Raw genomic sequence first — 26,369 nt, 5'->3', positions numbered from 1 at the left:
GTCGCTCAGGCCAGGGAGCCGTAGAGCGCCGGGATGCGGTCGCGGAGATACGGGTTCGCGGCGCGTGAGGCGACGAGCAGTCCGGGGTCGGCATCGGCGACGAGCAGTTCGTCCCCGTCGCCGGCGCGGGCCAGGGCCGTGCCGGCGGTGCCTGCCAGGCAGCTCAGCCCCGTGAAGTCGAACTCGCCTTCCCTGCCGACCCTGTTGGCGTAGGCGATGTAGAGCTGGCTCTCGAAGGCGCGGACCGGCACGACGGCTTCGGCGACGAACCGGAAGGGGTGCATCAGCGCGGTCGGGACGAGCAGCAGTTCGGTCCCGGCCAGGGCGTGGGCGCGTACGTTCTCCGGGAACTCCACGTCGTAGCAGATCAGCATCCCGATCCGTACGCCGTCGAGCTCGGCCTGCACCACCGGGAGCTCCCCCGGGGTGAACCACTTCTCCTCGAAGCCGCCGAAGAGGTGGGTCTTGCGGTAGTTGGCGAGCGGCGTCCCGTCGGGGCCGATGAGCTGCGCCGCGTTGAACACCGCGTCGCCGGCCCGCTCCGGGTAGCCGTAGTGGACGGCGAGGCCGTGGCGTACGCAGATGGCGGCGATCTCGCGGGCGGCGGGTCCGTCGGCGGGCTGGGCCAGTGCGGGGACGTCGTCGCCGATGGCATATCCGGTCAGGAACAGCTCCGGGCTCACGAGCAGCCGGGCGCCCGCGGCCGAGGCCCGTGCGGCTGCCGCGTCGAGCGTGGCGAGGTTGTCGTCCACGGAGCCCACTCGTCCGGAGCTCTGGAGCAGGGCGGTACGCAACGGCGGCATGGCTGACCTCGGGCGGGACGGGCGGGGTGGGGAGACGTATCGAAGGTACGGCGCGGGCATCACGGTGGACAAGGCGCGGATGTTGCGCGTGGACCGTTGATCCGTTGCGTGGGAAGGCACGCCGGCGGCGATTCGTTGCGTGAGGGCGTTTTCGCAGGTCGGGCAGTGATTTCGGTCTCGTCGGACAGCAGGCCGCGAGGTCAGGCGGGCGGGCCGGACGAGGAGTAGCGCCGCAGCAGCGGGGAGAGCACCAGGACCGACTTGGTCCGCTCGACGTACGGTTCGCCGGCGATCCGCTCCAGCACCTGCTCGAAGTGCCGCATGTCGGCGGCGAATACCTGTACGACCGCGTCGGCGTCGCCCGTCACGGTGGACGCCGACGCGACCTCCGGATACGCGGCCAGGCCTCGCTTGATCGCTTCGGGGGCGGTGTTGCGGCTGCAGTAGATCTCGATGAACCCCTCGGTCTGCCAGCCGAGCGCCGCCGGGTCGACCCGCACGGTGAAGCCCGTGATCGCGCCTTCGGCGCGCAGCCGGTCCACCCGGCGTTTCACCGCGGGCGCGGAGAGGCCGATGAGGGCGCCGATGTCCGCGTAGGAGCGGCGGGCGTCTTCGGCGAGGGCGTGGACGATGCGTTCGTCGAGGTCGTTCAGGCGCACTTCGGGTGGATCACTTCTCTGCGGCGGAAGGACTCGGGGGCGGCCGGGGCTCTCGCCCGGGGCCGCCCCCGAAGTAGACCACGCGCGCCCCCTGCGGGGCGCGCTCACCGCCGACGGCGGGCCCGGTCAGAAGGGGAACTCCGAGCGGCCGTACTGGACGGAGATCCACTTCTGGGTGGTGAAGGCCTCCAGCATCGACTCGCCGTTCAGCCGCCCGAGGCCCGAGTTCTTCTCCCCGCCGAAGGGGACGATGGGCTCGTCGTGGACCGTGCCGTCGTTGATGTGGATCATTCCGGTGCGGATCCGCTGCCCCACCCGTACGCCACGCTCGATGTTGCCGGTGTGGACGGCTCCGCTCAGTCCGTACGGGGTGTCGTTGGCGATCCGTACGGCCTCGTCCTCCCCGTCGAAGGGGACCAGGAGCGCCACGGGACCGAAGATCTCCTGCTGAAGGACGGGTGAGTCGGCGGCCAGACCGGTCAGCACGGACGGGCTCACCAGATTGCCGTCGGCCGTGCCGTGCAGCAGGGCCGTGGCACCCGCGTCGACGGTCTCGTCGACGAGCTTGGACACCGCGTCGGCCTGCGCCGAGGTGATCAGCGGGCCGATGTGGGTCGCGGGGTCGGCGGGGTCGCCGACGCGCAGGGAGGCGACCTTGGCGACGAACTTCTCGGTGAACTCCTGCTCCACCGAGCGGTCCACCAGGATGCGGTTGGCCGCCATGCAGACCTGGCCCTGATGGATGTAGCGGCTGAAGACGGCGGCGTCGACGGCGTAGTCCACATCGGCGTCGTCCAGGACGATCAGCGCGCTGTTGCCGCCCAGTTCGAGCACCGCGCGCTTGAGGTTGGCCGCACAGACCGTCGCGACGTGGCGGCCGACCCTGTCCGACCCGGTGAAGGAGATGACCTGCGGGACGGGGTGCTCCAGCAGGCTGTCGCCGATCTCGGCGATGTCGGTGACCACGATGTTCAGCAGGCCGGCGGGCAGCCCCGCGTCCTCGAAGACCTTGGCGATCAGCGTACCGCCGCAGACCGGGGTGTTCTGGTGCGGCTTGAGGACCACGGCGTTGCCGAGGGCCAGCGCGGGGGCGACCGACTTGAGTGACAGCAGGAAGGGGAAGTTGAAGGGGCTGATGACGCCCACGACGCCGGCGGGCAGCCGGTGGACGCGGTTCTCCTTGCCCTCGGTGGGCGAGGGCAGGATCTGCCCGGTGGACCGCAGGGTGAGCTGGGCCGCCTCACGCAGGAACTCCTTGGCCAGGTGCAGCTCGAAGCCCGCCTTCAGCCGGGTGCCGCCGAGCTCCGCGACGATCGCCTCGGCGATCTCGGCCTCGCGCTCCTCGACCACGCGCAGCGCCTTCTCCAGCACCGCCCGACGGACGTAGGGGTTGCTCTCGCCCCAGGCCGGCTGGGTCCGCTCGGCGGCGCGGTAGGCCTGGTCGACCTCCTCGGCCGTCGCGACGGTGACCGAGGCGAGCTTCTCCCCGCTGTACGGGTTGAAGTCGATGATGTCCCAGGACCCCTTCCCCGGCCTCCATTCACCGTCGATGTACTGCTGGGCCAGGTCGGTGAAGAAGGCAGTCATGAAATCCCTTACCGCAGAGGGGCGGGCAGCTGATCGGGATTCATATTACTTATCCCCCAATCGGGTTGGGGGATCATTGTCGGACACAGATGACAGGTGCCTCTCTCCGGCGCGAACGCCGGGGAGAGGCACCTGTCATGGGCGCTGGGAATCAGTTCCAGCTGGCGTGCAGCGGCTTGCCCTCCGCATAGCCGGCCGCGCTCTGCACACCCACGATCGCCTTCTCGGCGAACTCCTCCAGCGAGGAGGCGCCGGCGTAGGTGCAGGAGGAACGGACACCGGCGATGATCGAGTCGATCAGGTCCTCCACACCGGGGCGGGTGGGGTCGAGGAACATCCGCGAGGTGGAGATGCCCTCCTCGAACAGGGCCTTACGGGCCCGGTCGTAGGCGGACTCGTCCGAGGTGCGGTTCTTGACCGCGCGCGCCGACGCCATCCCGAACGACTCCTTGTAGAAGCGCCCGTCGGCGGACTGCTGGAGGTCGCCGGGCGACTCGTACGTACCGGCGAACCAGGAGCCGATCATCACGTTGGACGCGCCTGCGGCGAGCGCCATCGCCACGTCGCGCGGGTGCCGGACGCCTCCGTCGGCCCAGACATGCTTGCCGTGCTTCTTCGCCTCGGCCGCGCACTCCAGCACGGCCGAGAACTGCGGCCTGCCGACGCCGGTCATCATCCGGGTGGTGCACATCGCGCCGGGGCCCACTCCGACCTTGATGATGTCGGCGCCCGCCTCGATCAGGTCACGCACACCATCGGCCGACACGACGTTGCCCGCGACGACCGGCACGCCGGGGTCGAGCGCCCGGACGGCGGCGACCGCGCTGATCATGGACTCCTGGTGACCGTGCGCGGTGTCCACGACGAGGGTGTCGACGCCTGCGGCCAGCAGCTGGGCGGCCTTGCCCGCCACATCGCCGTTGATGCCGACGGCAGCCGCGATCCGCAGCTTGCCGTCCGCGTCCGTCGCGGGGGTGTAGAGCGTCGCGCGCAGTGCCGCCTTGCGGGTCAGGATGCCGACGAGCCGGCCGTCCGCGTCGACCGCCGGAGCGAGCTTGCGGTTGGCGCCGTCGAGCGTGGTGAAGGCCTCGCTCGGATCGATGTCGGCGTCGAGCACGACCAGGTCCTTGGACATGACCTCGGACAGCTGGGTGAATCGGTCCACGCCGGTCAGGTCGTGGTCGGTGACGACACCGACCGGCCGGTGCTCGGCGTCGACGACGACGCCGGCGCCGTGGGCCCGCTTGTGCAGGAGGGAGAGCGCGTCGGCGACAGTCTGTCCCGGGGCCAGCACGATGGGTGTGTCGAGCACGAGGTGGCGCTTCTTGACCCAGCCGATGACCTCGGTGACGACCTCGATCGGGATGTCCTGGGGGATGACGACCAGCCCACCGCGGCGGGCGATGGTCTCGGCCATCCGGCGGCCCGCGATGGCCGTCATGTTCGCGACGACGAGGGGGATGGTGGTGCCGCTGCCGTCCGGCGACGAGAGGTCCACGGCCTGCCGGGACCCGACCGCGGAGCGGCCGGGGACCATGAAGACATCGTCGTACGTCAGGTCGTAGGGGACCGAGGGAGAGGCCGCGTAACGACCGGTGCCGGGCTCAAGAAAACGCATAACACCCACTTTTTCATATGAAACAGTGCAGGTCGTTTCCACGAAGACACAGCAATGGACCCCCGCGTTCGTCCTTTCCTCCGAAAGGAGGCCGCCGGGGGCCGGGCAAGTGGAGACCCGCCTTACCCAGGGACCCTACCCGAACAGGATTCGGACCTTGATGATCACTATCCCTGGACCGGGTGACGGAGGGTCAGGTAGCTTCAAATCCGCAGGTCCCCGCAGTGGGCACGACGCCCGCCCATGGACCCGGAAAACCTGTCACGCGTTCGGCCGGAAGAGGATGGGGATCCGCCTGTGGAGAGCGAACTGCCCGACATCTACTGCCCGTTCCCCCGGCGCAGCAATCCGCACGTGGACCACACCCGGGAGCACATCGGGGCCTGGACGCGGCGCACCGGCCTGATCCACCGGGAATCGGCCAGACGGCGCTTCGAACAGGCCGACTTCGCCACCTTCGTGGGCATGGTGCACCCGACGGCCGGCAGCGAGCACCTGGATCTGGTCGCCGACTGGTTCGTCTGGCTCTTCCTCGTCGACGACCAGCTGGACGACGGGCATCTGGGCCGCAGCCCCGACCGGGTACGTGACGTGGTCGAGCGGATGCGTGGCGTGGTCGAGGGTACGGCCCCGGGCCCCGGGCCGGACGAGGAGGCGCCCGCCGCGCTCATCGCCCTGGCCGACCTGTGGGAACGTACGATTCCGCGGGCCGCCCCGCACTGGCGCACCCGCTTCACCTGGCACCTCATGACGTATCTGACGACCGCCACCACCTGGGAGACGGGCAACCGCGCCGCCGGGGTCGTCCCGTCCGAGACGACGTACATCGCTCAGCGTCGGCACACCGGGGCGATCCATGTGTGCATGGACCTGATAGAGATCGTGACCGGTGTCGGGGCGCCCGAATCGGTCCACAACGACGCCGGGTTCATCACCGCGCTGGAAGCGTCCTGCAACGTCGTGTGCTGGGCGAACGACGTCTACTCCTACGAGAAGGAGCAGGTGCTGGGCGAGATCCACAATCTCGTCCACCTGGTCCGCCACCACCGCGGCTACGACGAGCGCCGGGCGATCGAGCACGTGTGCGCGGAGATAGCCACCGAGACGGAACGCTTCCTGGCCGCCGAGGCCGAGCTGCTCGGCCGGTACCCGGAGCTGTCGGATCTGCTCGTGCCCTATCTGGACGGGATGCGGAGCTGGATGCGCGGGAATCTGGACTGGTCACGGCAGACCCCCCGCTACAACCCGGCGGACGTCAGCCAGTACGCGGAGCCCGGGGCCTATCTGGAGGAGTCCGTCCTCGGGGTGAGCCCGGACCGCGCGGGGCTGGCCGCCGACGGAGGCTGACCCGGGGCAGGAGGCTGACCCGGGTCAGGAGGGAGACCGCGGCGACCGGACTCCCCCGGCGCCGGGATCAGTCGTCGGGGTCGGCCCGCTCCAGCGCCGGGCGCTGAGCCGCGGCGAACTCCGTCAGCAGGTAGTCGGCCGCCGCCGTGTCCGTGACGAGGCTGGTGACAAGCCCCGAGCGCAGCACCGCACCGATCGCCGCCGCCTTGCGCTGCCCTCCGGCGATGGCCACCACCTCGGGGATCCGGCGCAGCCTGTCGGCCTCCACGGTGATGCACCGCTCGCCGAGGTCCCGGCCGACCCGGCGGCCGTTCGCATCGAAGAGGTGGGCGGACATCTCCGCCGCCACACCGAGCGAGGCGTAGTGCTGCCGCTCCTCGTCCGAGAGCATGTCGTGGACGGTGGAGATGCCCGGCTCCCAGGACCCGATGGAGACCGCGGCGACCGTCACCTTGTCGAAGTACTCGAAAGCGCGGGCGATACCCGTCTGGTGCCGCAGCGCGGCCGCCGTCGCCGGGTCGGGCAGCAGCATCGGGGCGTAGATCGGGTGCGCCTCGCCGCCCGACACCTGCGCGGCGCGGCGGACCGCCTCGACCGAGCCGCGCTCGGCCGTGCCCGCGTCGTAGACACCGGTCAGCTGCACGACCGTGCACGGGGGCAGCCGGTCGAGGGCCGCCGCCATATGGATGGTGGAGCGGCCCCAGGCGAGACCCAGCACATCGCCCTCGTTGACCAGCTCGCCGAGCAGCTCGGCCGCGACCTCGCCCAGGTTCTCCGGGTCGGCGGCGTCGTCCTGCTCCTCCGCCGGGGACTCGACGACGACGGCGTGCCGCAGGCCGTAACGGGCCCTGAGCGCGTCCGAGCGCTCCGCGTCCAGCTCCGCCGGAACCCGGATCTCGATCCGTACGAGATCACGTTCGAGGGCCGTCTCCAGGACCCTGGCCACCTTGAATCGGCTGACGCCGAACTCCTCGGCGATCTGGATCTTCGACTTTCCCTCGAGGTAGAACCGACGGGCCATGGCCGCCGCCTGCACCAGCTCCGCGGGTCCCATCCGCATGGCTGACCGACCCGCCGAGATGCCAGACACCGCGATCTCCTCACTGCTGTTCACACTCTTGATACGCCGTTCATCCTGTCAGAACCGACGCTCCTGGATCAGGCCCGTCGGGCCGCGTTCATCCGATCTTGGTTCAGTGGCCGCATGCCCAGGGTGCCGAAGCCGTGGCCGCGGCCGCCTGGGCGCGCAGTGCCCGCACCGCCTGGGCCGGGTCCTCGGCCCCGTACACCGCCGAGCCGGCGACGAACACATCCGCACCGGCCTCGGCGCATCGCTCGATGGTGGTGGCGGAGACGCCGCCGTCGACCTGGAGCCAGAGTTCGAGACCGTGCTTGGAGATCAGCTCACGGGTGCGGCGGATCTTCGGCAGCATGATGTCCAGGAACGCCTGGCCGCCGAAGCCGGGCTCCACGGTCATGATCAGCAGCATGTCGAGCTCGGGGAGCAGGTCCTCGTACGGCTCGATGGGCGTCGCGGGCTTCAGCGCCATGGAGGCACGGGCGCCCTTCGCCCTGATCTCCCGGGCCAGCCGCACCGGCGCCGCCGCGGCCTCCGCGTGGAAGGTGACCGAGCCCGCGCCGGCCTCGACGTACTGCGGTGCCCAGCGGTCCGCGTCCTCGATCATGAGATGGCAGTCCAGCGGGGTGTCCGCCGCCTTGCTCAGCGCCTCCACGATGGGCACGCCGAGCGTCAGGTTGGGCACGAAATGGTTGTCCATGACATCGACATGGAGCCAGTCGGCGCCTTCCACGGCCTTCGCCTCATCGGCGAGGCGTGCGAAGTCGGCGGACAGGATGCTGGGGTTGATCTGGGCCATGCACCCTAGCCTGCCATGCCCGGCGCCACTTCCCCGCCTCGGTGAGCCTCAAAGCCTCACGGGATCATTACGGTTCGCGCATTCCCGGCCTTTCCGCCTCCCGATGCCCCGGAATCCGACCGGCCCGTACCAGGGCGCGGACGGACCCTGGTGCCCGAGGTGCGGCTGTGTTACACAATTCCCCGTGATCTGCGACCAGTTCCGGTGAGCCGGCCCTGCTGACGCGCCGCCCGCGCCGGGGGCGCGGCGGGGTCAGGCCGTGCGCCGCAGCAGGGCCAGGTACATCGCGTCGGTGCCGTGCAGATGCGGCCACAGCTGGATGTCGGGCCCGTCGCCCAGCGCGGGGACCCCGGGCAGGAGCGGGCGGGCATCGACCCACTCCGCCTCGAACGGTTCCCCGCCGCGTCCCTTGAGCACGTCCTCGACGACGACCCTGGTCTCGGCGAGATGCGGCGAGCAGGTCGCGTAGCCGACGACGCCGCCGACCCGTACGGCCTTCAACGCCTCGCGCAGCAGGCCGCGTTGCAGCGGGGCGAAGCCCTCCAGGTCCGCGGCGCGGCGCCGCCAGCGGGACTCGGGGCGCCTGCGCAGCGCGCCGAGGCCCGAGCAGGGCACGTCCATGAGGACCCGGTCGAAGGAGCCCGGCCGCCACGGCGGACGGGTGCCGTCGGCGGTGACCACCTGGTACGGCCCCGGGTTGCCGGCCAGCGCGCGCTCGACGAGCCGGGCGCGGTGCGGCTGCTTCTCCGCGGCGAGCAGAGTGGCGCCACGTCCGGCGGCGAGCGCGGCGAGCAGGGCGGCCTTGCCGCCCGGGCCCGCACAGCCGTCGAGCCACCGGGTGTCGTCGCCCTCGACCGGAGCTGCGGCCAGCGCGGCTGCGACGAGCTGGCTGCCCTCGTCCTGCACACCCGCGCTGCCGTCCCGTACGGCTGCCAGCGCGCCTGGCTCGCCGCCCTCGGCCATCCGCACGGCGTACGGCGACCAGCGTCCTGGGAGGCCGCTCTCCTCGCCGAGGGCGTCCAGCAGTTCGCCGGTGGTGGACCGGCCGGGGCGGGCGACGAGCGTCACCTCCGGCCGTTCGTTGTCCGCCTCCAGCAGGTCCTCGATGCCGGCCCGGCCGCCGCCCAGGGCGTCCCAGAGCGCGGAGACGACCCAGCGGGGGTGCGAGTGGACGACGGAGAGATGTTCCTCGGCGTCCTCCTCGTACGGCGGTGCGACGCGCTCCAGCCAGCCGTCGAGGTCGTGCTTGGTGACCTTGCGCAGCACCGCGTTGACGAACTTGGCGCGGCCCTCGCCCAGCACCACCCGCGCCAGCTCCACACTGGCGGAGACGGCGGCGTGCGTGGGGATGCGGGTGCCGAGCAGCTGGTGGACGCCCATGTTGAGGACGTCGAGCACCGGCGGATCGACCTCGCGCAGCGGCCGGTCGATGCAGGCGGCGACGATCGCGTCGTAGGTGCCCTGCCTGCGCAGCGTCCCGTAGACCAGCTCGGTCGCCAGCGCCGCGTCCCTGCCCTCGAAGTCGCCCTTGGCACGCGCCTTCTTCAGGAGCGGCGGCAGGACGAGGTTGGCGTAGGCGTCGCGCTCGTCGACGGCCCTGAGCACCTCGAAGGCGAGGAAGCGCACCGGGTCCTTCTTGGGGCGCCGGTGCGGTGTGGCGGGACGGCGACGCTGCTGGTCGTTCACGTGAAAGGTGCTCCGCTGATGGTGAGGGGACGATCCCGTCCAGCGTACGTCGCCGTGGCCCGGCGGCCCTCCCGAGGCAGCGGAGCCCGCCCCCGGAGGCCTCAGAGCCCCAGCAGCTCCCCGTGGACGAGGCGGACGCCGCGCGCCCAGTCGGCCGCCCTCATCGGCTTCTTGCCCTGCGGCTGGACCCAGAGGAGCTCCACGGCGTGCGAGCCGGTGCCCACGTACACGTTGTTCTTGCCGGCGGACAGCTCGCCCGGGGCGAGCTCGGTCCGGTCCAGGACCGGCACGGCCTGGACCAGCTTGAGGCGTTCCCCGCGGAAGAGGGTCCACGCGCCGGGGGCCGGGGTGCAGCCGCGCACCACGCGGTCCACCCGGAGCGCGGGCTCGGACCAGCGCACCTGGGCGTCCTCGACGGTGATCTTGGGTGCGAGGGTGACGCCGTCGGCGGGCTGCGGGACGGCGTGCAGGGTGCCGTCCTCGATGCCGTCCATGGTCGCCGCGAGCAGCCCGGCGCCCGCGAAGGCGAGCCGGGTGAGCAGATCACCGCTGGTGTCGGTGGGCCTGACCTCCTCGGTCAGCACGCCGTAGACAGGCCCGGAGTCGAGACCCTCCTCGATCAGGAAGGTGGAGGCGCCGGTGACCTCGTCGCCGGCCATCACCGAGTGCTGCACGGGCGCGGCGCCGCGCCAGGCGGGCAGCAGCGAGAAGTGCAGATTGACCCAGCCCCTGGCGGGCACGTCCAGCGCGGTCTTCGGGAGCAGCGCGCCGTACGCGACGACGGGGCAGCAGTCCGGGGCGATCTCCCGCAGCCGCGCCAGGAAGTCCTCCTCGCGCGGCTTCGCGGGCTTGAGCACCTCGATGCCGGCCTCTTCGGCGCGCTCGGCCACCGGGCTCGCGACCAGCCGGCGCCCCCGCCCGGCCGGTGCGTCGGGCCGGGTCACCACGGCGGCCACCTCGTGGCGGTCGGAGGCGATCAGGGCGTCCAGGGCGGGGACGGCGACCTCGGGGGTGCCTGCGAAGACGAGCTTCATGGGTGGCGGACTGCCTCTCGGGGCGGAACGTACGTGGCGAGCAGCACACCAGTCTAAGGGCTGTCCCGGCGGTGACGGCGGGGGGCGTACGCAGGTTCGTGCGCCCCGCGCATAAGCACATACGCCCCTGTTGCGTGACCACATGGCCGGGTGACGCGTTGGTCAAGTGAGATTGACCGAAGTGGGCCGCCGCCGCGCGGCCCGATCCCTTTCAACGCCGGTTCGAGAGGCTTGTTCATGGCCGACCACGCAACCCACGACGCCCAAGCGCGTGCCAGTCTGCACCTGTTGGTGCGGGACATCGAGCGGGTCCGGCGGCAGGTGGACGCGCTGCGCACCCTCACTGCCCAGCTGGGCAACGTCTACCGTCCACGCCGCTCAGGCCCGTCCGCCGGCTTCGTCGTCTACGGCAGGGCGCCGGCCCCGACGGTCCGGCTCGCCCAGGAGCTCCGGGACAGTGTCGAGACGCTGGTGACCGCGGCCGTGGACTTCGACCGTTCGCTGGGCTTCTCGTGGGACGCGGTGGGCTCCGCCCTCGGGGTCACCAAGCAGGCGGTGCACCGCCGTTACGGCGCGCGCCGCACGACTCCGCAGCCCGGGTCGGCGGAGGCCGCTCCCGAGAGCGCGAACCGTACGGTGCCCTCGGCGTCGGGCTCCTCCTCCATGCTGCCCGCCGTGCCGGCGGCCCGCTCCATGCCGCCGCAGTCCGCGGACCGCTCCGGCGTCTTCCCCGGCCCGCGCAACGGCTGACGGCTCCTCGCCCCGGCCGCGTCAGCCGATGTCGGGCGGGTCGATCCTGATCCGTACGGGGTCGCCCGTGCCCCTGGCCGTCCGCGCCGCCTGCGCCGTCTTGAGCGCGGCAGCCAGCGCGGCTCCCCGCCCCGGCGGGACCCTGACCAGCGCCCGCTCCCAGGTCTCGCCGGGCGGGGCGCCCCCCTGTCTGCGGGGCCTGCCGGGAGTGGCTCCCGCCACAGGCACCGGGCCGAGCACCTCCGCCTCGGGCGGCAGCTCCGCACCGGCGAGATAGGCGGCCACCGCCTCGGGCGGGCCGGTGACCGAAGCCATCCGGGACACCGGCGGGAAGCCGAGCTCGGCGCGCTCCGCGAGCTCACGGCGGGCGTGACCGACCGGGTCCCAGCGGACGAGTGCCTGCACGGGACGCAGCGTCGGCTCGGCCACGATCACCACGACGCCCCCTTCGGGCTGCCCCCGCACCAGCGCGGCGGCGGCCGTCCAGCGGCGCAGCGCCTCCTCGCCGGCCCTGAGGTCGGGCCTGCCGACCATCGCCCAGCCGTCCAGCAGCAGCGCCGCCGCATAGCCACCTTCGGCCACCGGCTCGGCCCCGGGGGTGCTGACGACCAGGGCGGGCTGACCGGGCACGGAGTCCAGCACATGGTCACGCCCCGAGGTCCGCACGGGGACGGCGGGAAACGCCCGCCCGAGCTCCTCGGCGGTCCTGCGGGCCCCGACGATCTGGGCCCGCAGCCGGACGCCTCCGCAGGCCGGGCAGCTCCACGCCGTCTCGGACCGCCCGCACCAGGCGCAGTCGAGGTCCCGCTGGTCCGGTGCCTGGAGCGGCCCCGCGCAGTGCCGGCACCGCGCGGGTTCACGGCAGCGCTCACAGGCCAGCCTCGGTGCGTAACCACGGCGGGGCACCTGGACGAGCACCGGGCCCTCGCGCAGACCGTCGCGCACGGTCCCCCAGGCCAGGCTGGGCAGTCGCGCCGAGCGGGCCGCGCCGTCCCGCGCGAGCTCACCGTCGCCGACCGTACGCACGAGGGGGGCGGCGATGCGCAGCTGGTCACGGCCGGCGCGCAGCGGCAGGGCCCAGCCGCTCTCGACCAGCTGGGCGGCCTCCACCGTGCAGCTCGTGCCGCCCAGCAGGAAGGCGCAGCGGCCGTGCGCGGCCCGCAGCTCCAGGACCTCCCTGACGTGCGGGAAGGGGGCGTTGTCGTCGCTGTGGCTGGAGTCGCCGTCGTCCCAGAGGGCCACCAGGCCGAGGTCGGCGACCGGGGCGAACATCGCGGCCCTGGTACCGACCACCGCGCGCACGGAGCCGCGTCTGACCGCCAGCCACTGCCGGTAGCGCTTCTCCGGTCCCGAGTCGGCGGTCAGCAGGGCGTGGCGCCCCTTCCCCAGCACCTCGGTGAGCGCGGCGTCGACCCGCCCGGCGCTCCGCCCGTCGGGTACGACGACGAGGGCGCCCCGGCCCGATGCCAGGGTCGCGGCCATGGCGCGGGCGATCTCCTCGGGCCAGTACGGTCCTGGCAGCGCCGTCCACACGGCCCGGGGCGCCCCGCCGTCGGCCAGCGCCCGCAGGAAGCCGGGGCCCTGGGCGTACCGCTCCCAGGTGCCGGGCTCCGGGGCCGACGGGGGCGGCAGGGGTTCGGGCGACGGTCGGCCCTCGGCGCGGCCGTTCCTCGGGGGCACGGCGAGCTGCAGCACGTCCGCGAGACTGCCGGCGTAACGGTCGGCGACCGCGCGGGAGAGTTCGAGCAGCTCGGGCCCGAGGACCGGCTCGGGCGAGACGACATAGGCGAGGGCCGCCAGCGCCCCCTGGTAGTCCGACGATGCCCGGCGCTCGATCAGAAAGCCGTCGATCAGCCCGCCGCCCTCACGTCTGCCGCCGCGGACCTGGCGCCCCCCGGCCCCGAACCGCACCCGGACCCGGACCCCGGGCTGTGCGTCCGCGTCGAGCTCCTCGGGGACGGCGTAGTCGAAGTACTGGTCGAGGTGGAGTGCGCCCTTGTTCACCAGGACGCGGGCGACCGGCAGTTCGCCCGCGAGCGCGGCGCCCCGCCAGGTCCTGGGCTTGGCCCGCGGCACCTTGGCCTGCCGCACCGTCTCCCGGATGAGCGCAAGCTGCTCCGGTGCCCCTGCCCCGGGCTCGTCGGGCTGCTCGTCGTCGCTGCTCACAGCCACCTTCCTACCAGAGACCACTGACACGCCCCGGCGGCCGGGAACGGCCGCACGCACCGGGGCCCGGACACCTCGTACGGTGTCCGGGCCCCGGCGTCGCGACTGGTGCTACAGCCCCGCCGCCTGACGCAGCGCGTCCACGCGGTCGGTGCGCTCCCAGGTGAAGTCGGGGAGCTCGCGGCCGAAGTGTCCGTACGCCGCGGTCTGGGCGTAGATTGGACGGAGCAGGTCGAGGTCACGGATGATCGCGGCCGGGCGGAGGTCGAAGACCTCACCGATGGCGTGCTCGATCTTCTCCGTGTCGACCGCTGCGGTGCCGAAGGTCTCGACGAACAGGCCCACCGGCTCGGCCTTGCCGATCGCGTAGGCGACCTGGACCTCGCAGCGGGTGGCGAGCCCGGCCGCCACGACGTTCTTGGCGACCCAGCGCATGGCGTAGGCGGCCGAGCGGTCGACCTTGGACGGGTCCTTGCCCGAGAAGGCGCCGCCGCCGTGGCGTGCCATGCCGCCGTAGGTGTCGATGATGATCTTGCGTCCGGTGAGGCCGGCGTCGCCCATCGGGCCGCCGATCTCGAAGCGTCCTGTCGGGTTGACCAGGAGGCGGTAGCCCTCGGTGTCCAGCTTGATGCCGTCCTCGATGAGCTGGCCGAGCACGTGCTCGACGACGAACTCACGGATGTCGGGCGCGAGCAGCGAGTCGAGGTCGATGTCGGAGGCGTGCTGCGAGGAGACGACGACCGTGTCGAGGCGGACGGCCTTGTCACCGTCGTACTCGATGGTGACCTGGGTCTTGCCGTCGGGGCGCAGGTACGGGATGGTCCCGTTCTTGCGGACCTCGGAGAGCCGGCGCGAGAGCCGGTGCGCGAGGTTGACCGGCAGCGGCATCAGCTCGGGGGTCTCGTCGCAGGCGTAGCCGAACATCAGCCCCTGGTCGCCGGCGCCCTGCTTGTCGAGCTCGTCCTGCTCTTCCTTCCGGGAGGACCCTTCGACCCGCTTCTCGTACGCGGTGTCGACGCCCTGGGCGATGTCCGGGGACTGCGCCCCGATGGACACCGAGACGCCGCAGGAGGCTCCGTCGAAGCCCTTCTTGGAGGAGTCGTAGCCGATCTCCAGGACCTTGTTGCGCACGAGGTTGGGGATGTCGGCGTAGGCCTTGGTCGTGACCTCACCCGCGACATGCACCAGACCAGTGGTGATCAGGGTCTCGACGGCGACGCGCGAGGAAGGGTCCTCGCGCAGGAGCGCGTCGAGAATCGTGTCGCTGATCTGGTCAGCGATCTTGTCGGGGTGGCCCTCGGTAACGGACTCCGAGGTGAAGAGACGGCGGGACACATCGCTCCCTGGGGTTGCAGCGGCTGCTGGCTGATCATTGATGGAACTCCGGGAGCTGCGCCCGGCACATTCCGCGACCAGTTTATCGGTCACTGCCGGTGAATGGGGCACGTGTCTCGCTCCTTGGGAGGTCTGTGACCTGCGGCACTGTTGACGGCAGTACGACAATTCCCCCGTCCGGGCGTGAGATATGGCTGCATATCGTGAGTTACCGCCCGCGGGAACGGTGCCTACGCGTCCTGTCCGAAACGCGCCGCCACCAGGTCCCACACCGTGTCGGCGAGCGCCTCCTTCGGCCCGTGGGGCACCGGGGTCTCGCCGCCGTCGGCGCCCAGCACGACCGCCTCGTTCTCCTCGGAGCCGAAGGTCTTGCGCTCCCCCACCTCGTTGACGACGAGAAGGTCGCAGCCCTTGCGGCGGAGTTTCTCGCGGCCGTTGGTGAGCACGTCGTCGGTCTCGGCGGCGAAACCGACGACGAGCTGTCCCTCCCGGGCGCGGTCCGCGGCGACCTCGGCGAGGATGTCGGGGTTGCGGACGAGCTCGATGGGGGCCGGCTCCTGGCCGTCCTTCTTCTTGATCTTCCCCGTCGCGTAGGCGGTGGGCCGGAAATCGGCGACCGCCGCCGCCATCACCACCACGTCGGCGTCGGCCGCCGCCTTCAGCACGGCCTCCCGCAGCTGTACGGCGGTCCCGACGCGGACGACGTCGGCGCCCGCCGGGTCGGGGAGGCCGGTGCCGGTCTCGATCAGCGTGACCCGGGCGCCGCGCGCGACGGCGGTGCGGGCCAGCGCGTAGCCCTGCTTGCCGGAGGAGCGGTTGCCGAGGTAGCGCACCGGGTCCAGCGGCTCACGGGTGCCGCCCGCGCTGATCACGACATGGCGGCCCGCCAGGTCGGGGGCGCCGGTGCCCCGTGCCAGGACACGCCGGCAGACCTCGAAGATCTCCCCCGGGTCGGGCAGCCGGCCCTTGCCGGTGTCCACACCGGTGAGCCGGCCGACGGCGGGCTCGATGACGACGGCCCCGCGGCGGCGCAGCGTGGCGACGTTCTCCTGGGTGGCGGGGTGCTCCCACATCTCGGTGTGCATCGCGGGCGCGAAGACGACCGGACAGCGCGCGGTGAGCAGCGTGTTGGTGAGGAGGTCGTCGGCGAGGCCGTGGGCGGCCTTGGCGAGCATGTCGGCGGTGGCGGGGGCGACCACCACGAGGTCCGCGCCCTGGCCGATCCGGACGTGCGGCACCTCGTGCACGCTCTCCCAGACCTCGGTCGCCACCGGGTTGCCCGACAGCGCCGACCAGGTGGCCGCCCCGACGAAGTGCAGCGACGCCTCGGTGGGGACGACCCGTACGTCGTGGCCGGACTCGGTCAGCCCGCGCAGCAGCTCGCATGCCTTGTACGCGGCGATGCCTCCGCTGACCCCCAGGACGACCTTCGGCTTCTCCACAGCGTCTCCCCGCACTCGTGATGCTCCGCGCCGGCGCGCGGAGTGTTGGCGTACGCACCCCATGCTGCCTCACCGGAACACACCACAGGCCCGGCGGGTACCGACCGCCGGGCCTGTGGTGAGGAGAAGTCTGCTGCCTACTGCGCGGGGCCCTCGATGGCCTCGGAGGTCAGCAGGCCCGCGTTGATCTCGCGGAGCGCGATCGAGAGCGGCTTCTCGTGCACGTGGGTGTCGACGAGCGGACCGACGTACTCGAGGAGGCCTTCGCCGAGCTGCGAGTAGTACGCGTTGATCTGACGCGCGCGCTTGGCGGCGTAGATCACAAGGCTGTACTTCGAGTCGGTGGCCTCGAGGAGCTCATCAATCGGCGGGTTGATGATGCCCTCGGGCGTGGTGATGGAAGAGGACACTCTCTGCCTTCCGAAGGGGATAGAGATCAAAGAGATCTTTGATCATGCTGGTTCCGCAGTGGTGCTGCTCTGCGTCCGTGGAACACGTGAGGACCGGTGAGGTCAGGCGTCGCCACCACGGAGGCCGGAAGCCTGCAGCATCAACGTTAGCAGCTCGCGTGCCACGTCCTCGACCGAGGTGTTGACAAGCGTCGTATCGAACTCCGCCTCGGCGGCGAGTTCGACCCTCGCCGCAGCGAGCCTGCGCTCGATCACCTCCTGCGACTCCGTCCCCCGGCCGGTGAGCCGGCGCACCAGCTCGTCCCAGCCGGGCGGCGCCAGGAAGACGAGCTGAGCCTCGGGCATCGACTGGCGGACCAGCCTGGCGCCCTGGAGGTCGATCTCCAGCAGCACGGGCTCGCCGGCCTCCAGGCGTTCGAGCACGGCCCTGCGGGGCGTGCCGTACCGGTTGCCGGCGAACTCGGCCCACTCCAGCAGCTCGCCGTTGGCGATCAGCTTGTCGAACTCCTCGTTGTCCACGAAGAAGTAGTGGACACCGTTGCGCTCGCCGGGGCGTGGCTTACGGGTCGTGGCCGACACCGAGAGCCATACCTCGGGGTGAACCTTGCGCATATGAGCGACGACCGTGCTCTTGCCGACCCCTGAGGGTCCGGAGAGCACGGTCAGCCGCGGACGTACGTCCGGGGGTACGGGGGGTGTCCCCCGGGATGTTGCAGCCATGGGGCGATTATCCAGGTTCTCAGGAGTGCCTGAGAACGTCAGGCGGCGCTGCCGCCGAACTCACGCTCCAAGGATGCGATCTGGTTGGAGCCAAGACCCCGGACCCGGCGGCTCTCGGAGATGCCGAGACGCTCCATGATCTGCTTGGCACGGACCTTGCCCACGCCCGGCAGGGACTCGAGAAGAGCGGAGACCTTCATCTTGCCGATGACGTCGTTCTCCTGGCCCTGCTTGATGACCTCGTGGAGCGAGGCGCCGGAGTGCTTGAGTCGATTCTTGACCTCGGCCCGCTCCCGGCGAGCCGCGGCGGCCTTTTCGAGCGCGGCTGCGCGCTGTTCAGGGGTAAGGGGCGGAAGAGCCACGCCTACGTCACCTCGGATGTCGATCTGTCGGATACGGACCGGCGGGGGGCCCGGTGGCCCCTCACCTGGTGAGCAACGAACAACGTATGCGCGTTGGCTCTCGACGGAGACTAGCGGCCTGGGCCGCCTGAGTCAGCGAGAACAGACGAAAAGTCCTGGTCAGCCTGAGCCGACCCGTACATTTCGGTCATAACGACCCGGAATTTTGGTCAGGATTCCGTCAACAGCCTGTTACGTGGCATGGTCACCTTTCCGGGACGGCCGTACGGACCTCGTCCGCGAACCGTCCGGCGGCTTCGCGCAGCCCTGAAACGTCAGGTCCGTGGCGCAGCACTCCCCGGCTCACACTCGGCACGACATTGCCCACGGCTGCCCCGAAGACGCGGGGAAGATCCGCCGGCGTGGCGCCCTGGGCCCCGATGCCGGGAGCGAGCAGCGGGCCGTTGATCGACAGGTCGACGCCGGCGTCCCCGAGCGTCGCGCCGACCACCGCGCCGACGGAGCCGAGCGGCGTGGCGCCCGCGTTCTCGGCGGCCATGTGGTCGAGCATCACCTGGGCCAGCGGCCGTCCGTCGGCGGCCGTGGCGCGCTGGACCTCCGCGCCCTCCGGGTTCGAGGTGAGCGCGAGGACGAAGACACCCGCGCCGGAGACCGCGGCCGCGTCCAGCGCAGGGCGCAGCGAGCCGAAGCCGAGGTAGGGCGAGACGGTGACCGCGTCGGAGAAGAGCGGCGAGTCCTTGTCGAGGTAGGTGGCCGCGTAGGCGCCCATCGTGGAGCCGATGTCGCCGCGCTTGGCGTCCATCAGGACGAGGGCACCCGCCGCGCGTGCCTCTTCGACGGCCTTCTCCAGGACGGCGATGCCACGCGACCCGAAGCGCTCGAAGAACGCGGACTGGGGCTTGAGCACGGCGACCCGGTCGGCCAGCGCGTCGACGACCGTGCGGGTGAAGCGCTCCAGGCCCGCGATGTCGTCGTCGAGGCCCCAGGAGGTGAGCAGGGAGGCGTGCGGGTCGATGCCGACGCAGAGCGGCCCGCGGGTGTCCATGGCGTGGCGCAGGCGCGCGCCGAAGGGTTCAGGGGTCACTGCATGACCTTCCGTGTCTCGGCGCCGACGGCTTCGGCGAGTGTCGTGTACGGCGACGCGGCCAGCCGGGCCGCCAGGCCCCGGTGGATCGCGCGGGCGTAGAACGGGCCCTCGTAGATGAAGGCGCTGTAGCCCTGGACGAGTGTGGCGCCGGCCAGGATGCGCTGCCAGGCGTCCTCGGCGTTCTCGATGCCCCCGACACCCACGAGCGTGATCCGGTTCCCCACACGGGCGTACAGGCGGCCCAGGACCTCCAGGGAGCGCGCCTTGAGGGGGGCGCCGGAGAGCCCTCCGGTCTCCTTGACCAGGGATGCCTCCGACCTGAGGCCCAGGCCGTCGCGGGCGATGGTGGTGTTGGTGGCGATGATGCCGTCGAGGCCGAGCTCGACGGCGAGGTCGGCGACCGCGTCGACGTCCTCGTCCGCGAGGTCCGGGGCGATCTTGACGAGCAGCGGGACGCGCCGGCCGGTGACGGTGCGGTCGGCGGCCTCGCGCACCGCGGTGAGCAGCGGGCGGAGCGCCTCGGTGGCCTGGAGGTTGCGCAGGCCGGGCGTGTTGGGCGAGGAGACGTTGACGACGAGGTAGTCGGCGTGGACGGCGAGCCGCTCGGTGGACTTCACGTAGTCCCCCACGGCTTCACTCTCGGGGACGACCTTGGTCTTGCCGATGTTGACGCCGACCGTCGTGCGGAAGACCGGGGTACGGGCGGCGAGGCGCTCGGCCACGGCCGCGGAGCCCTCGTTGTTGAAGCCCATGCGGTTGATCAGCGCCCGGTCCGCGACGAGACGGAACAGCCGCTTCTTCGGGTTGCCCGGCTGCGGCTCGCCGGTGACGGTGCCGATCTCGATGTGGTCGAAGCCGAGCATGGACATGCCGTCGATGGCGACGGCGTTCTTGTCGAAGCCGGCGGCGAGCCCGAAGGGTCCGTGCATCCGCAGGCCGAGCGCCTCGGTGCGCAGCTCCTTGTGGCGGGGGGCGAGCACGGCGGCGGCGAAGGTGCGCAGGACGGGGATCCGGGCGACGAGACGGATCCACCGGAAGGCGAGATGGTGGGCCTGCTCCGGGTCCATGCGCTTGAAGACCAGCTGGAAGAAGAGTTTGTACATCACGGTGTCCTGGGTGTCCTCATGAAGAGGGGGGACACCGTGTCCGGTGTCCCCCCTGCTGGGCTTGCTAGTCGCGGGCCGCGATCAAGTGTTCCGCGTGTTCCTGGAGGGAACGCACGCCGACGTCGCCGTGGTTCAGCGCGTCGATGCCCTGGACGGCCGCGGCGAGCGCCTGGACCGTCGTGAGGCACGGCACGGACCTGGCGACGGCCGCGGTGCGGATCTCGTAGCCGTCGAGCCTGCCGCCCGTTCCGTACGGGGTGTTGACGATGAGGTCGACCCCGCCCTCGTGGATCAGCTGGACGATGGTCTTCTCGCCGTTCGGGCCCTCGCCCTCGGACTGCTTGCGCACGAGGGTGGCGTTGATGCCGTTGCGCTTGAGCACCTCGGTGGTGCCCGAGGTGGCCAGCAGCTCGAAGCCATGGGCGACCAGCTCGCGCGCCGGGAAGATCATCGAACGCTTGTCGCGGTTGGCGACGGAGATGAAGGCGCGGCCCTTGGTGGGCAGCGGACCGTACGCGCCCGCCTGCGACTTGGCGTACGCGGTACCGAACACCGAGTCGATGCCCATGACCTCACCGGTGGAGCGCATCTCCGGGCCGAGGACGGTGTCGACGCCGCGGCCGTGGATGTCGCGGAAGCGCGACCACGGCATGACGGCCTCCTTGACGGAGATCGGCGCGTCCAGCGGCAGGGTCCCGCCGTCGCCGTGGGCCGGCAGCAGGCCCTCCGCGCGCAGTTCGGCGACGGTCGCGCCGAGCGAGATGCGGGCCGCGGCCTTCGCGAGCGGGACCGCGGTCGCCTTCGAGGTGAAGGGGACGGTCCGCGAGGCGCGGGGGTTGGCCTCCAGGACGTAGAGGATGTCGCCGGACAGCGCGAACTGGATGTTGATCAGCCCGCGTACGCCGACGCCCTTGGCGATGCCCTCGGTGGAGGCCCGCAGCCGCTTGATGTCGAAGCCGCCGAGGGTGATCGGCGGCAGCGCGCAGGCGGAGTCGCCGGAGTGGATGCCGGCCTCCTCGATGTGCTCCATGACGCCGCCGAGGTAGAGCTCGGTGCCGTCGTAGAGCGCGTCGACGTCGATCTCGATCGCGTCGTCGAGGAAGCGGTCGACCAGCACCGGGCGGGTGGGGCTGATCTCGGTGGACTCGGAGATGTACGAGGAGAGCCGGGCCTCGTCGTAGACGATCTCCATGCCGCGCCCGCCGAGCACGTACGAGGGGCGTACGAGGACGGGGTAGCCGATCTCGTCGGCGATGGACTTGGCCTCGGCGAAGGTGGTGGCGGTGCCGTGCTTGGGGGCCGGCAGGCCGGCCTCGGCGAGCACCCGGCCGAAGGCGCCGCGGTCCTCGGCGGCGTGGATCGCCTCCGGCGGGGTGCCCACGACCGGCACGCCGTTGTCCTTGAGCGCCTGCGAGAGGCCGAGCGGGGTCTGGCCGCCGAGCTGGACGATGACGCCGGCGAGCGGGCCTGCCAGTGTCTCGGCGTGGACGATCTCCAGCACGTCCTCCAGGGTGAGCGGCTCGAAGTAGAGCCGGTCGGAGGTGTCGTAGTCCGTGGAGACGGTCTCCGGGTTGCAGTTGACCATGACGGTCTCGTAGCCCGCGTCGTGCAGGGCGAAGGAGGCGTGGACGCAGGAGTAGTCGAACTCGATGCCCTGGCCGATGCGGTTCGGGCCCGAGCCGAGGATGATCACCGCCGGCTTGGTGCGCGGCGCGACCTCGCTCTCCTCGTCGTAGCTGGAGTAGAAGTACGGCGTCTTCGCGGCGAACTCGGCGGCGCAGGTGTCGACCGTCTTGTAGACCGGGCGGACACCGAGCGCGTGCCTGACCTCCCGCACGACGTCCTCGCGCAGCCCGCGGATCTCACCGATCTGGGCGTCGGAGAAGCCGTGCCGCTTGGCCTCGGCGATCAGGTCGGTGTCGAGGCGCTCGGCGGCGGCCAGCTCGTCGGCGATCTCCTTGATCAGGAAGAGCTGGTCGACGAACCAGGGGTCGATCTTCGTGGAGTCGAAGACCTCCTCCTGGGTGGCACCCGCGCGGATCGCCTGCATCACGGTGTTGATACGGCCGTCCGTGGGGCGGACCGCCTCTGCGAGCAGCTCGGCCTTGTCGCCCGGCTCTCCGGTGAAGGCGAACTGCGAGCCCTTCTTCTCCAGGGAGCGCAGGGCCTTCTGGAGGGCCTCGGTGAAGTTGCGGCCGATCGCCATGGCCTCGCCCACCGACTTCATGGTGGTGGTGAGCGTGGAGTCGGCGGACGGGAACTTCTCGAAGGCGAAGCGCGGGGCCTTGACCACGACGTAGTCGAGGGTCGGCTCGAAGGAGGCCGGCGTCTTCTCGGTGATGTCGTTGGGGATCTCGTCGAGCGTGTAGCCCACGGCCAGCTTGGCGGCGATCTTGGCGATCGGGAAGCCGGTGGCCTTGGACGCGAGCGCCGACGAGCGGGAGACGCGCGGGTTCATCTCGATCACGATGACGCGGCCGTCGGCCGGGTCGATGGCGAACTGGATGTTGCAGCCGCCGGTGTCGACGCCGACCTCGCGGATGATCGCGATGCCGATGTCACGCAGCCGCTGGTACTCACGGTCGGTGAGCGTCATCGCGGGGGCGACGGTGATGGAGTCGCCGGTGTGGACACCCATCGGGTCGAAGTTCTCGATGGAGCAGACGACCACGACGTTGTCGTTCCGGTCGCGCATCAGCTCCAGCTCGTACTCCTTCCAGCCGAGGATGGACTCCTCCAGGAGCACCTCGGTGGTCGGCGAGAGCGTGAGGCCCTGTCCCGCGATGCGGCGCAGCTCCTCCTCGTCGTGGGCGAAGCCGGAGCCGGCGCCGCCCATGGTGAAGGAGGGGCGGACGACGACGGGGTAGCCGCCGAGGGTGTCGACGCCCTGGATGACGTCGTCCATGGTGTGGCAGATGACGGAGCGGGCGGACTCGCCGTAGCCGATCTTCGCCTTGACGGCTTCGACGACCCCCTTGAAGAGGTCGCGGTCCTCGCCCTTGTTGATGGCCTCGACGTTGGCGCCGATGAGCTCGACGCCGTACTTCTCCAGCACACCGTTGTCGTGCATGGAGATGGCGGTGTTGAGCGCGGTCTGGCCGCCGAGGGTCGGGAGCAGCGCGTCGGGGCGCTCCTTGGCGATGATCTTCTCGACGAACTCGGGCGTGATCGGCTCGACGTACGTGGCGTCGGCGATCTCCGGGTCGGTCATGATCGTCGCGGGGTTGGAGTTCACCAGGATGACGCGCAGGCCCTCGGCCTTGAGCACGCGGCAGGCCTGGGTCCCGGAGTAGTCGAATTCGGCGGCCTGCCCGATGACGATCGGACCGGAGCCGATGACCAGGACGGACCGGATATCGGAGCGCTTAGGCACGCTGGCCCTCCATCAGGGAAACGAAGCGGTCGAAGAGGTATGCGGCGTCGTGCGGACCCGCGGCTGCTTCGGGGTGGTACTGGACGCTGAACGCCGGCTGGTCCAGCAGCTGGAGGCCTTCGACGACCTGGTCGTTCAGGCATACGTGGGAGACCTCGGCGCGGCCGAAGGCCGTGTCGGAGACCTTGTCGAGCGGGGCGTCGACGGCGAAGCCGTGGTTGTGCGCGGTGACCTCGACCTTGCCGGTCGTACGGTCCTGCACGGGCTGGTTGATGCCCCGGTGGCCGTACTTCAGCTTGAAGGTGCCGAATCCGAGGGCGCGGCCCAGGATCTGGTTGCCGAAGCAGATGCCGAAGAGCGGGGTCTTCCGCTCCAGGACGCCCCGCATGAGGGCGACGGGGTGATCGGCGGTGGACGGGTCGCCGGGGCCGTTGGAGAAGAAGACTCCGTCGGGTGCGACCGCGTACACCTCGTCGAGCGTGGCGGTGGCCGGCAGGACGTGCACCTCGATGCCGCGCTCGGCCATGCGGTGCGGGGTCATGCCCTTGATGCCGAGGTCGATCGCGGCGACGGTGAACTTCTTGGCGCCGACGGCGGGGACGACGTAGGTCTCCTCGGTGGCGACCTCGGCCGCCAGGTCGGCGCCTGCCATCTCGGGTGCCTGGCGCACCTTGGCGAGGAGCACACCCTCGTCCTCCAGGGCGTTCCCGGAGAAGATGCCGACGCGCATCGCGCCGCGCTCCCGCAGATGGCGGGTGAGCGCGCGGGTGTCGACGCCGCTGATGCCGACGACGCCCTGGCTCGTGAGCTCCTCGTCCAGCGACCTGCGCGAGCGCCAGTTCGACTGCACCCGGGCGGGGTCGCGCACGACGTAGCCGGAGACCCAGATGCGCCTGGACTCGGGGTCCTCGTCGTTCACGCCGGTGTTGCCGACGTGCGGGGCGGTCATCACGACGACCTGACGGTGGTAGGAGGGGTCGGTCAGCGTTTCCTGGTAGCCGGTCATGCCCGTGGAGAACACCGCCTCGCCGAAGGTCTCCCCCACGGCCCCGTAGGCGCGACCGCGGAAGGAGCGGCCGTCCTCCAGGACGAGTACGGCGGGAGCTTTTCCGGCTCCCCGGGTGGAGATCGTCATCGTGCGGTGCCTTCCGTCGTGCTGGTGGTGGTGCTGGTGAGGTGGTTCACGGCGTCGACCCACGCCTGGTGCTCGGCCGAGTGGTCGGAGCGGAAGCCGGAGTCGATCAGCTTCCCGCCGTGCGCCCAGGTGATGACCAGGAGGCCGCCTTCGGGCAGGACCTTCCCGGCGAGTGCCTTGTCGGTCCTGGCCTCGCGCAGCTCGGCGGCCGGCACGAAGAAGTCGGCGGCTCCGGGGCGTACGACGTCGAGGCCCTGCGCCGTGAGGGTCAGCTCGACCCGGCTGCGGGTGCCGAGGCCGTGCGCCACGATGCGGTCGAGCCACTGGCCCGCGGTCGTCGAGGCGTGGTAGCGGCCGGTGAGGGTGAGCAGCTTCTCGCCGTCGGCGAAGCCTTCGGGGGTGGTCGCGAGCTCGGGCAGGTCCGACTGCAGGCTCCCCCGCCACTTCCATCCCTGGCGCATCAGCCAGTAGACGAACGCGATGAGGACGAGCAGTCCGATGACCCAGCTGATGCGGGCGGACCAGTCCGTCACTTCGGCCGACTTCTCGTCGGCGGCGAGCTGGTAGAGGCTGTTGAGTGTTGTCACGCGAGCTTCCCGTCGACGACCGTGGCACGGCCCCGCAGGAAGGTGTGGGTCACTCGGCCGGGCAGCTCGCGACCCTCGTACGGGGTGTTGCGGCTGCGGGAGGCGAAGCCCGCGGGGTCCACGGCTCCACGGTATGCCGGATCGACCAGGGTGAGGTTGGCCGGCTCACCCGCCGAGACGGGGCGGCCGTGCCCTTCGAGCCTGCCGATGCCCGCGGGGCGCACCGACATGCGGTCGGCCACGCCGGCCCAGTCGATGAGCCCGGTGTCCACCATCGTCTGCTGGACCACGGAGAGCGCGGTCTCCAGGCCCACCATGCCCATGGCTGCGGCGGCCCACTCGCAGTCCTTGTCCTCGTGCGGGTGGGGTGCGTGGTCGGTGGCCACGCAGTCGATGGTGCCGTCGGCGAGCGCCTCGCGCAGGGCCATGACGTCGGCCTCGGTGCGCAGCGGCGGGTTCACCTTGTAGACGGGGTTGTAGGTCCGCACGAGCTCGTCGGTGAGCAGCAGGTGGTGCGGGGTGACCTCGGCGGTGACGTTCCAGCCCTTGGACTTGGCCCAGCGGACGATCTCCACGGAGCCGGCGGTCGACAGATGGCAGATGTGCACCCGGGAGCCGACGTGCGCGGCGAGGAGGACATCGCGGGCGATGATCGACTCCTCGGCGACGGCGGGCCAGCCGCCGAGGCCGAGCTCGGCCGACACTACGCCCTCGTTCATCTGGGCGCCCTCGGTGAGGCGGGGCTCCTGGGCGTGCTGGGCGACGACGCCGTCGAAGGCCTTCACGTACTCCAGGGCGCGGCGCATGATCACGGCGTCGTCGACGCACTTGCCGTCGTCGGAGAAGACCTTCACCCCGGCGGCGGAGTCGTGCATGGCGCCGAGCTCGGCGAGCTGCTTGCCCTCCAGGCCGACGGTGACGGCCCCGACGGGCTGCACATCGCAGTAGCCGGACTCCTTGCCCAGCCGCCAGACCTGCTCGACCACACCCGCGGTGTCGGCGACGGGGAAGGTGTTGGCCATGGCGTGGACGGCGGTGAAGCCGCCGACCGCCGCCGCCTTGGTGCCGGTGAGGACGGTCTCGGAGTCCTCGCGTCCCGGCTCGCGCAGATGGGTGTGCAGGTCGACGAGTCCGGGCAGCAGGATGTGGCCGGCCGCCTCGATCACGGTGGCGTCACCGGCGTCGATGCCGGTGCCGGTCTCCGCGATCGTCTCGCCGTCGATGAGCACGTCCTGCGGCTCGCCGCCGAGGACCTTCGCACCGCGGATCAGGATCTTGCTCATGA

The 26,369-nt window shown here is 71.3% G+C and carries 22 protein-coding genes; 2 read left to right on the top strand and 20 right to left on the bottom strand.

The features are described from left to right. Window positions 1–5: 5 nt before the first annotated feature. From OG623_RS30135 to OG623_RS30120, 4 genes are all read right to left on the bottom strand, one after another. A complete protein-coding gene (locus tag OG623_RS30135; RefSeq protein ID WP_406150732.1) occupies window positions 6–803 on the bottom strand; it encodes a carbon-nitrogen hydrolase family protein in 798 nt (265 codons plus the stop codon). 200 nt (window positions 804–1,003) lie between these two features. Beyond that, window positions 1,004–1,462: an Lrp/AsnC family transcriptional regulator gene (locus tag OG623_RS30130; RefSeq protein ID WP_406150731.1), complete on the bottom strand. Its 459-nt coding sequence runs from the start codon at window positions 1,460–1,462 to the stop codon at window positions 1,004–1,006. Window positions 1,463–1,588: 126 nt separating this feature from the next. Beyond that, complete coding sequence (locus OG623_RS30125; RefSeq protein WP_406150730.1) at window positions 1,589–3,049, bottom strand: aldehyde dehydrogenase family protein; 1,461 nt, start codon at window positions 3,047–3,049, stop codon at window positions 1,589–1,591. Between the two features lie 151 nt (window positions 3,050–3,200). Then, window positions 3,201–4,667, bottom strand: a complete 1,467-nt coding sequence (locus tag OG623_RS30120) for a GuaB1 family IMP dehydrogenase-related protein (RefSeq protein ID WP_406150729.1) — start codon at window positions 4,665–4,667, stop codon at window positions 3,201–3,203. A gap of 297 nt (window positions 4,668–4,964) precedes the next feature. On the opposite strand from OG623_RS30120, the gene OG623_RS30115 reads away from it, so the two are divergent. Beyond that, window positions 4,965–6,014, top strand: a complete 1,050-nt coding sequence (locus OG623_RS30115; protein WP_406150727.1) for a terpene cyclase — start codon at window positions 4,965–4,967, stop codon at window positions 6,012–6,014. 67 nt (window positions 6,015–6,081) lie between these two features. Here the strand turns inward: OG623_RS30115 and OG623_RS30110 are convergent, their stop codons facing one another. The 4 genes from OG623_RS30110 to fmt all read right to left on the bottom strand — a co-directional run bounded on the left by OG623_RS30110 (window position 6,082) and on the right by fmt (window position 10,611). Then, window positions 6,082–7,068 carry a sugar-binding transcriptional regulator gene (locus tag OG623_RS30110; protein WP_406152072.1) on the bottom strand — a complete coding sequence of 329 codons (987 nt, stop codon included), beginning with the start codon at window positions 7,066–7,068 and terminating at the stop codon, window positions 6,082–6,084. 139 nt (window positions 7,069–7,207) lie between these two features. Beyond that, entirely contained in the window at window positions 7,208–7,891 is a 684-nt protein-coding gene (rpe, locus tag OG623_RS30105; RefSeq protein ID WP_406150726.1) for a ribulose-phosphate 3-epimerase, read from the bottom strand. 252 nt (window positions 7,892–8,143) lie between these two features. Beyond that, a complete protein-coding gene (locus OG623_RS30100) occupies window positions 8,144–9,577 on the bottom strand; it encodes an RsmB/NOP family class I SAM-dependent RNA methyltransferase (RefSeq protein WP_406150724.1) in 1,434 nt (477 codons plus the stop codon). A gap of 101 nt (window positions 9,578–9,678) precedes the next feature. Beyond that, the gene (fmt, locus tag OG623_RS30095) at window positions 9,679–10,611 is read right to left on the bottom strand and encodes a methionyl-tRNA formyltransferase (RefSeq protein ID WP_406150723.1); all 933 of its coding nucleotides are present in this window, start codon (window positions 10,609–10,611) and stop codon (window positions 9,679–9,681) included. Between the two features lie 237 nt (window positions 10,612–10,848). Between fmt and OG623_RS30090 the strand changes: the two genes are divergently transcribed. After that, window positions 10,849–11,361, top strand: a complete 513-nt coding sequence (locus OG623_RS30090; RefSeq protein ID WP_406150722.1) for a hypothetical protein — start codon at window positions 10,849–10,851, stop codon at window positions 11,359–11,361. Between the two features lie 21 nt (window positions 11,362–11,382). Here OG623_RS30090 and OG623_RS30085 read toward each other — a convergent pair whose 3' ends face one another. The 12 genes from OG623_RS30085 to OG623_RS30030 form a co-directional block, all read right to left on the bottom strand. Next, entirely contained in the window at window positions 11,383–13,527 is a 2,145-nt protein-coding gene (locus OG623_RS30085) for a primosomal protein N' (protein WP_406150721.1), read from the bottom strand. 111 nt (window positions 13,528–13,638) lie between these two features. Continuing rightward, window positions 13,639–14,862: a methionine adenosyltransferase gene (metK, locus tag OG623_RS30080; protein ID WP_406150719.1), complete on the bottom strand. Its 1,224-nt coding sequence runs from the start codon at window positions 14,860–14,862 to the stop codon at window positions 13,639–13,641. A 230-nt stretch (window positions 14,863–15,092) separates the two neighbouring features. Next, a complete protein-coding gene (coaBC, locus tag OG623_RS30075; protein WP_406150718.1) occupies window positions 15,093–16,304 on the bottom strand; it encodes a bifunctional phosphopantothenoylcysteine decarboxylase/phosphopantothenate--cysteine ligase CoaBC in 1,212 nt (403 codons plus the stop codon). Window positions 16,305–16,441: 137 nt separating this feature from the next. Beyond that, window positions 16,442–16,714: a DNA-directed RNA polymerase subunit omega gene (rpoZ, locus tag OG623_RS30070; protein WP_003970369.1), complete on the bottom strand. Its 273-nt coding sequence runs from the start codon at window positions 16,712–16,714 to the stop codon at window positions 16,442–16,444. Window positions 16,715–16,816: 102 nt separating this feature from the next. Further along, a complete protein-coding gene (gmk, locus tag OG623_RS30065; RefSeq protein WP_406150717.1) occupies window positions 16,817–17,434 on the bottom strand; it encodes a guanylate kinase in 618 nt (205 codons plus the stop codon). Window positions 17,435–17,472: 38 nt separating this feature from the next. After that, window positions 17,473–17,796 carry an integration host factor gene (locus OG623_RS30060; protein WP_014157387.1) on the bottom strand — a complete coding sequence of 108 codons (324 nt, stop codon included), beginning with the start codon at window positions 17,794–17,796 and terminating at the stop codon, window positions 17,473–17,475. Window positions 17,797–18,040: 244 nt separating this feature from the next. Further along, window positions 18,041–18,880, bottom strand: a complete 840-nt coding sequence (pyrF, locus tag OG623_RS30055; RefSeq protein WP_406150715.1) for an orotidine-5'-phosphate decarboxylase — start codon at window positions 18,878–18,880, stop codon at window positions 18,041–18,043. Next, window positions 18,877–19,986, bottom strand: a complete 1,110-nt coding sequence (locus OG623_RS30050; RefSeq protein ID WP_406150714.1) for a quinone-dependent dihydroorotate dehydrogenase — start codon at window positions 19,984–19,986, stop codon at window positions 18,877–18,879. Before OG623_RS30050 ends, pyrF begins: the two co-directional genes overlap by 4 nt. Window positions 19,987–20,053: 67 nt before the next feature. Further along, window positions 20,054–23,362 carry a carbamoyl-phosphate synthase large subunit gene (gene carB, locus OG623_RS30045; protein WP_406150712.1) on the bottom strand — a complete coding sequence of 1,103 codons (3,309 nt, stop codon included), beginning with the start codon at window positions 23,360–23,362 and terminating at the stop codon, window positions 20,054–20,056. Further along, on the bottom strand, window positions 23,355–24,497 hold the full coding sequence (gene carA, locus OG623_RS30040) for a glutamine-hydrolyzing carbamoyl-phosphate synthase small subunit (protein WP_406150711.1): 1,143 nt from the start codon (window positions 24,495–24,497) through the stop codon (window positions 23,355–23,357). The genes carB and carA overlap by 8 nt, the downstream gene beginning before the upstream one ends. Continuing rightward, on the bottom strand, window positions 24,494–25,084 hold the full coding sequence (locus OG623_RS30035; RefSeq protein WP_406150710.1) for a hypothetical protein: 591 nt from the start codon (window positions 25,082–25,084) through the stop codon (window positions 24,494–24,496). Before OG623_RS30035 ends, carA begins: the two co-directional genes overlap by 4 nt. Then, window positions 25,081–26,367, bottom strand: a complete 1,287-nt coding sequence (locus OG623_RS30030) for a dihydroorotase (protein WP_406150709.1) — start codon at window positions 26,365–26,367, stop codon at window positions 25,081–25,083. The genes OG623_RS30035 and OG623_RS30030 overlap by 4 nt, the downstream gene beginning before the upstream one ends. Between the last annotated feature and the right edge of the window lie 2 nt (window positions 26,368–26,369).

The sequence above is a fragment of the Streptomyces sp. NBC_01012 genome, from assembly GCF_045162755.1.
GTDB lineage: Bacteria > Actinomycetota > Actinomycetes > Streptomycetales > Streptomycetaceae > Streptomyces.
The sequence above is the reverse complement of the archived record's forward strand: the minus strand, read 5'-3'. Positions and strand labels throughout refer to the sequence as shown.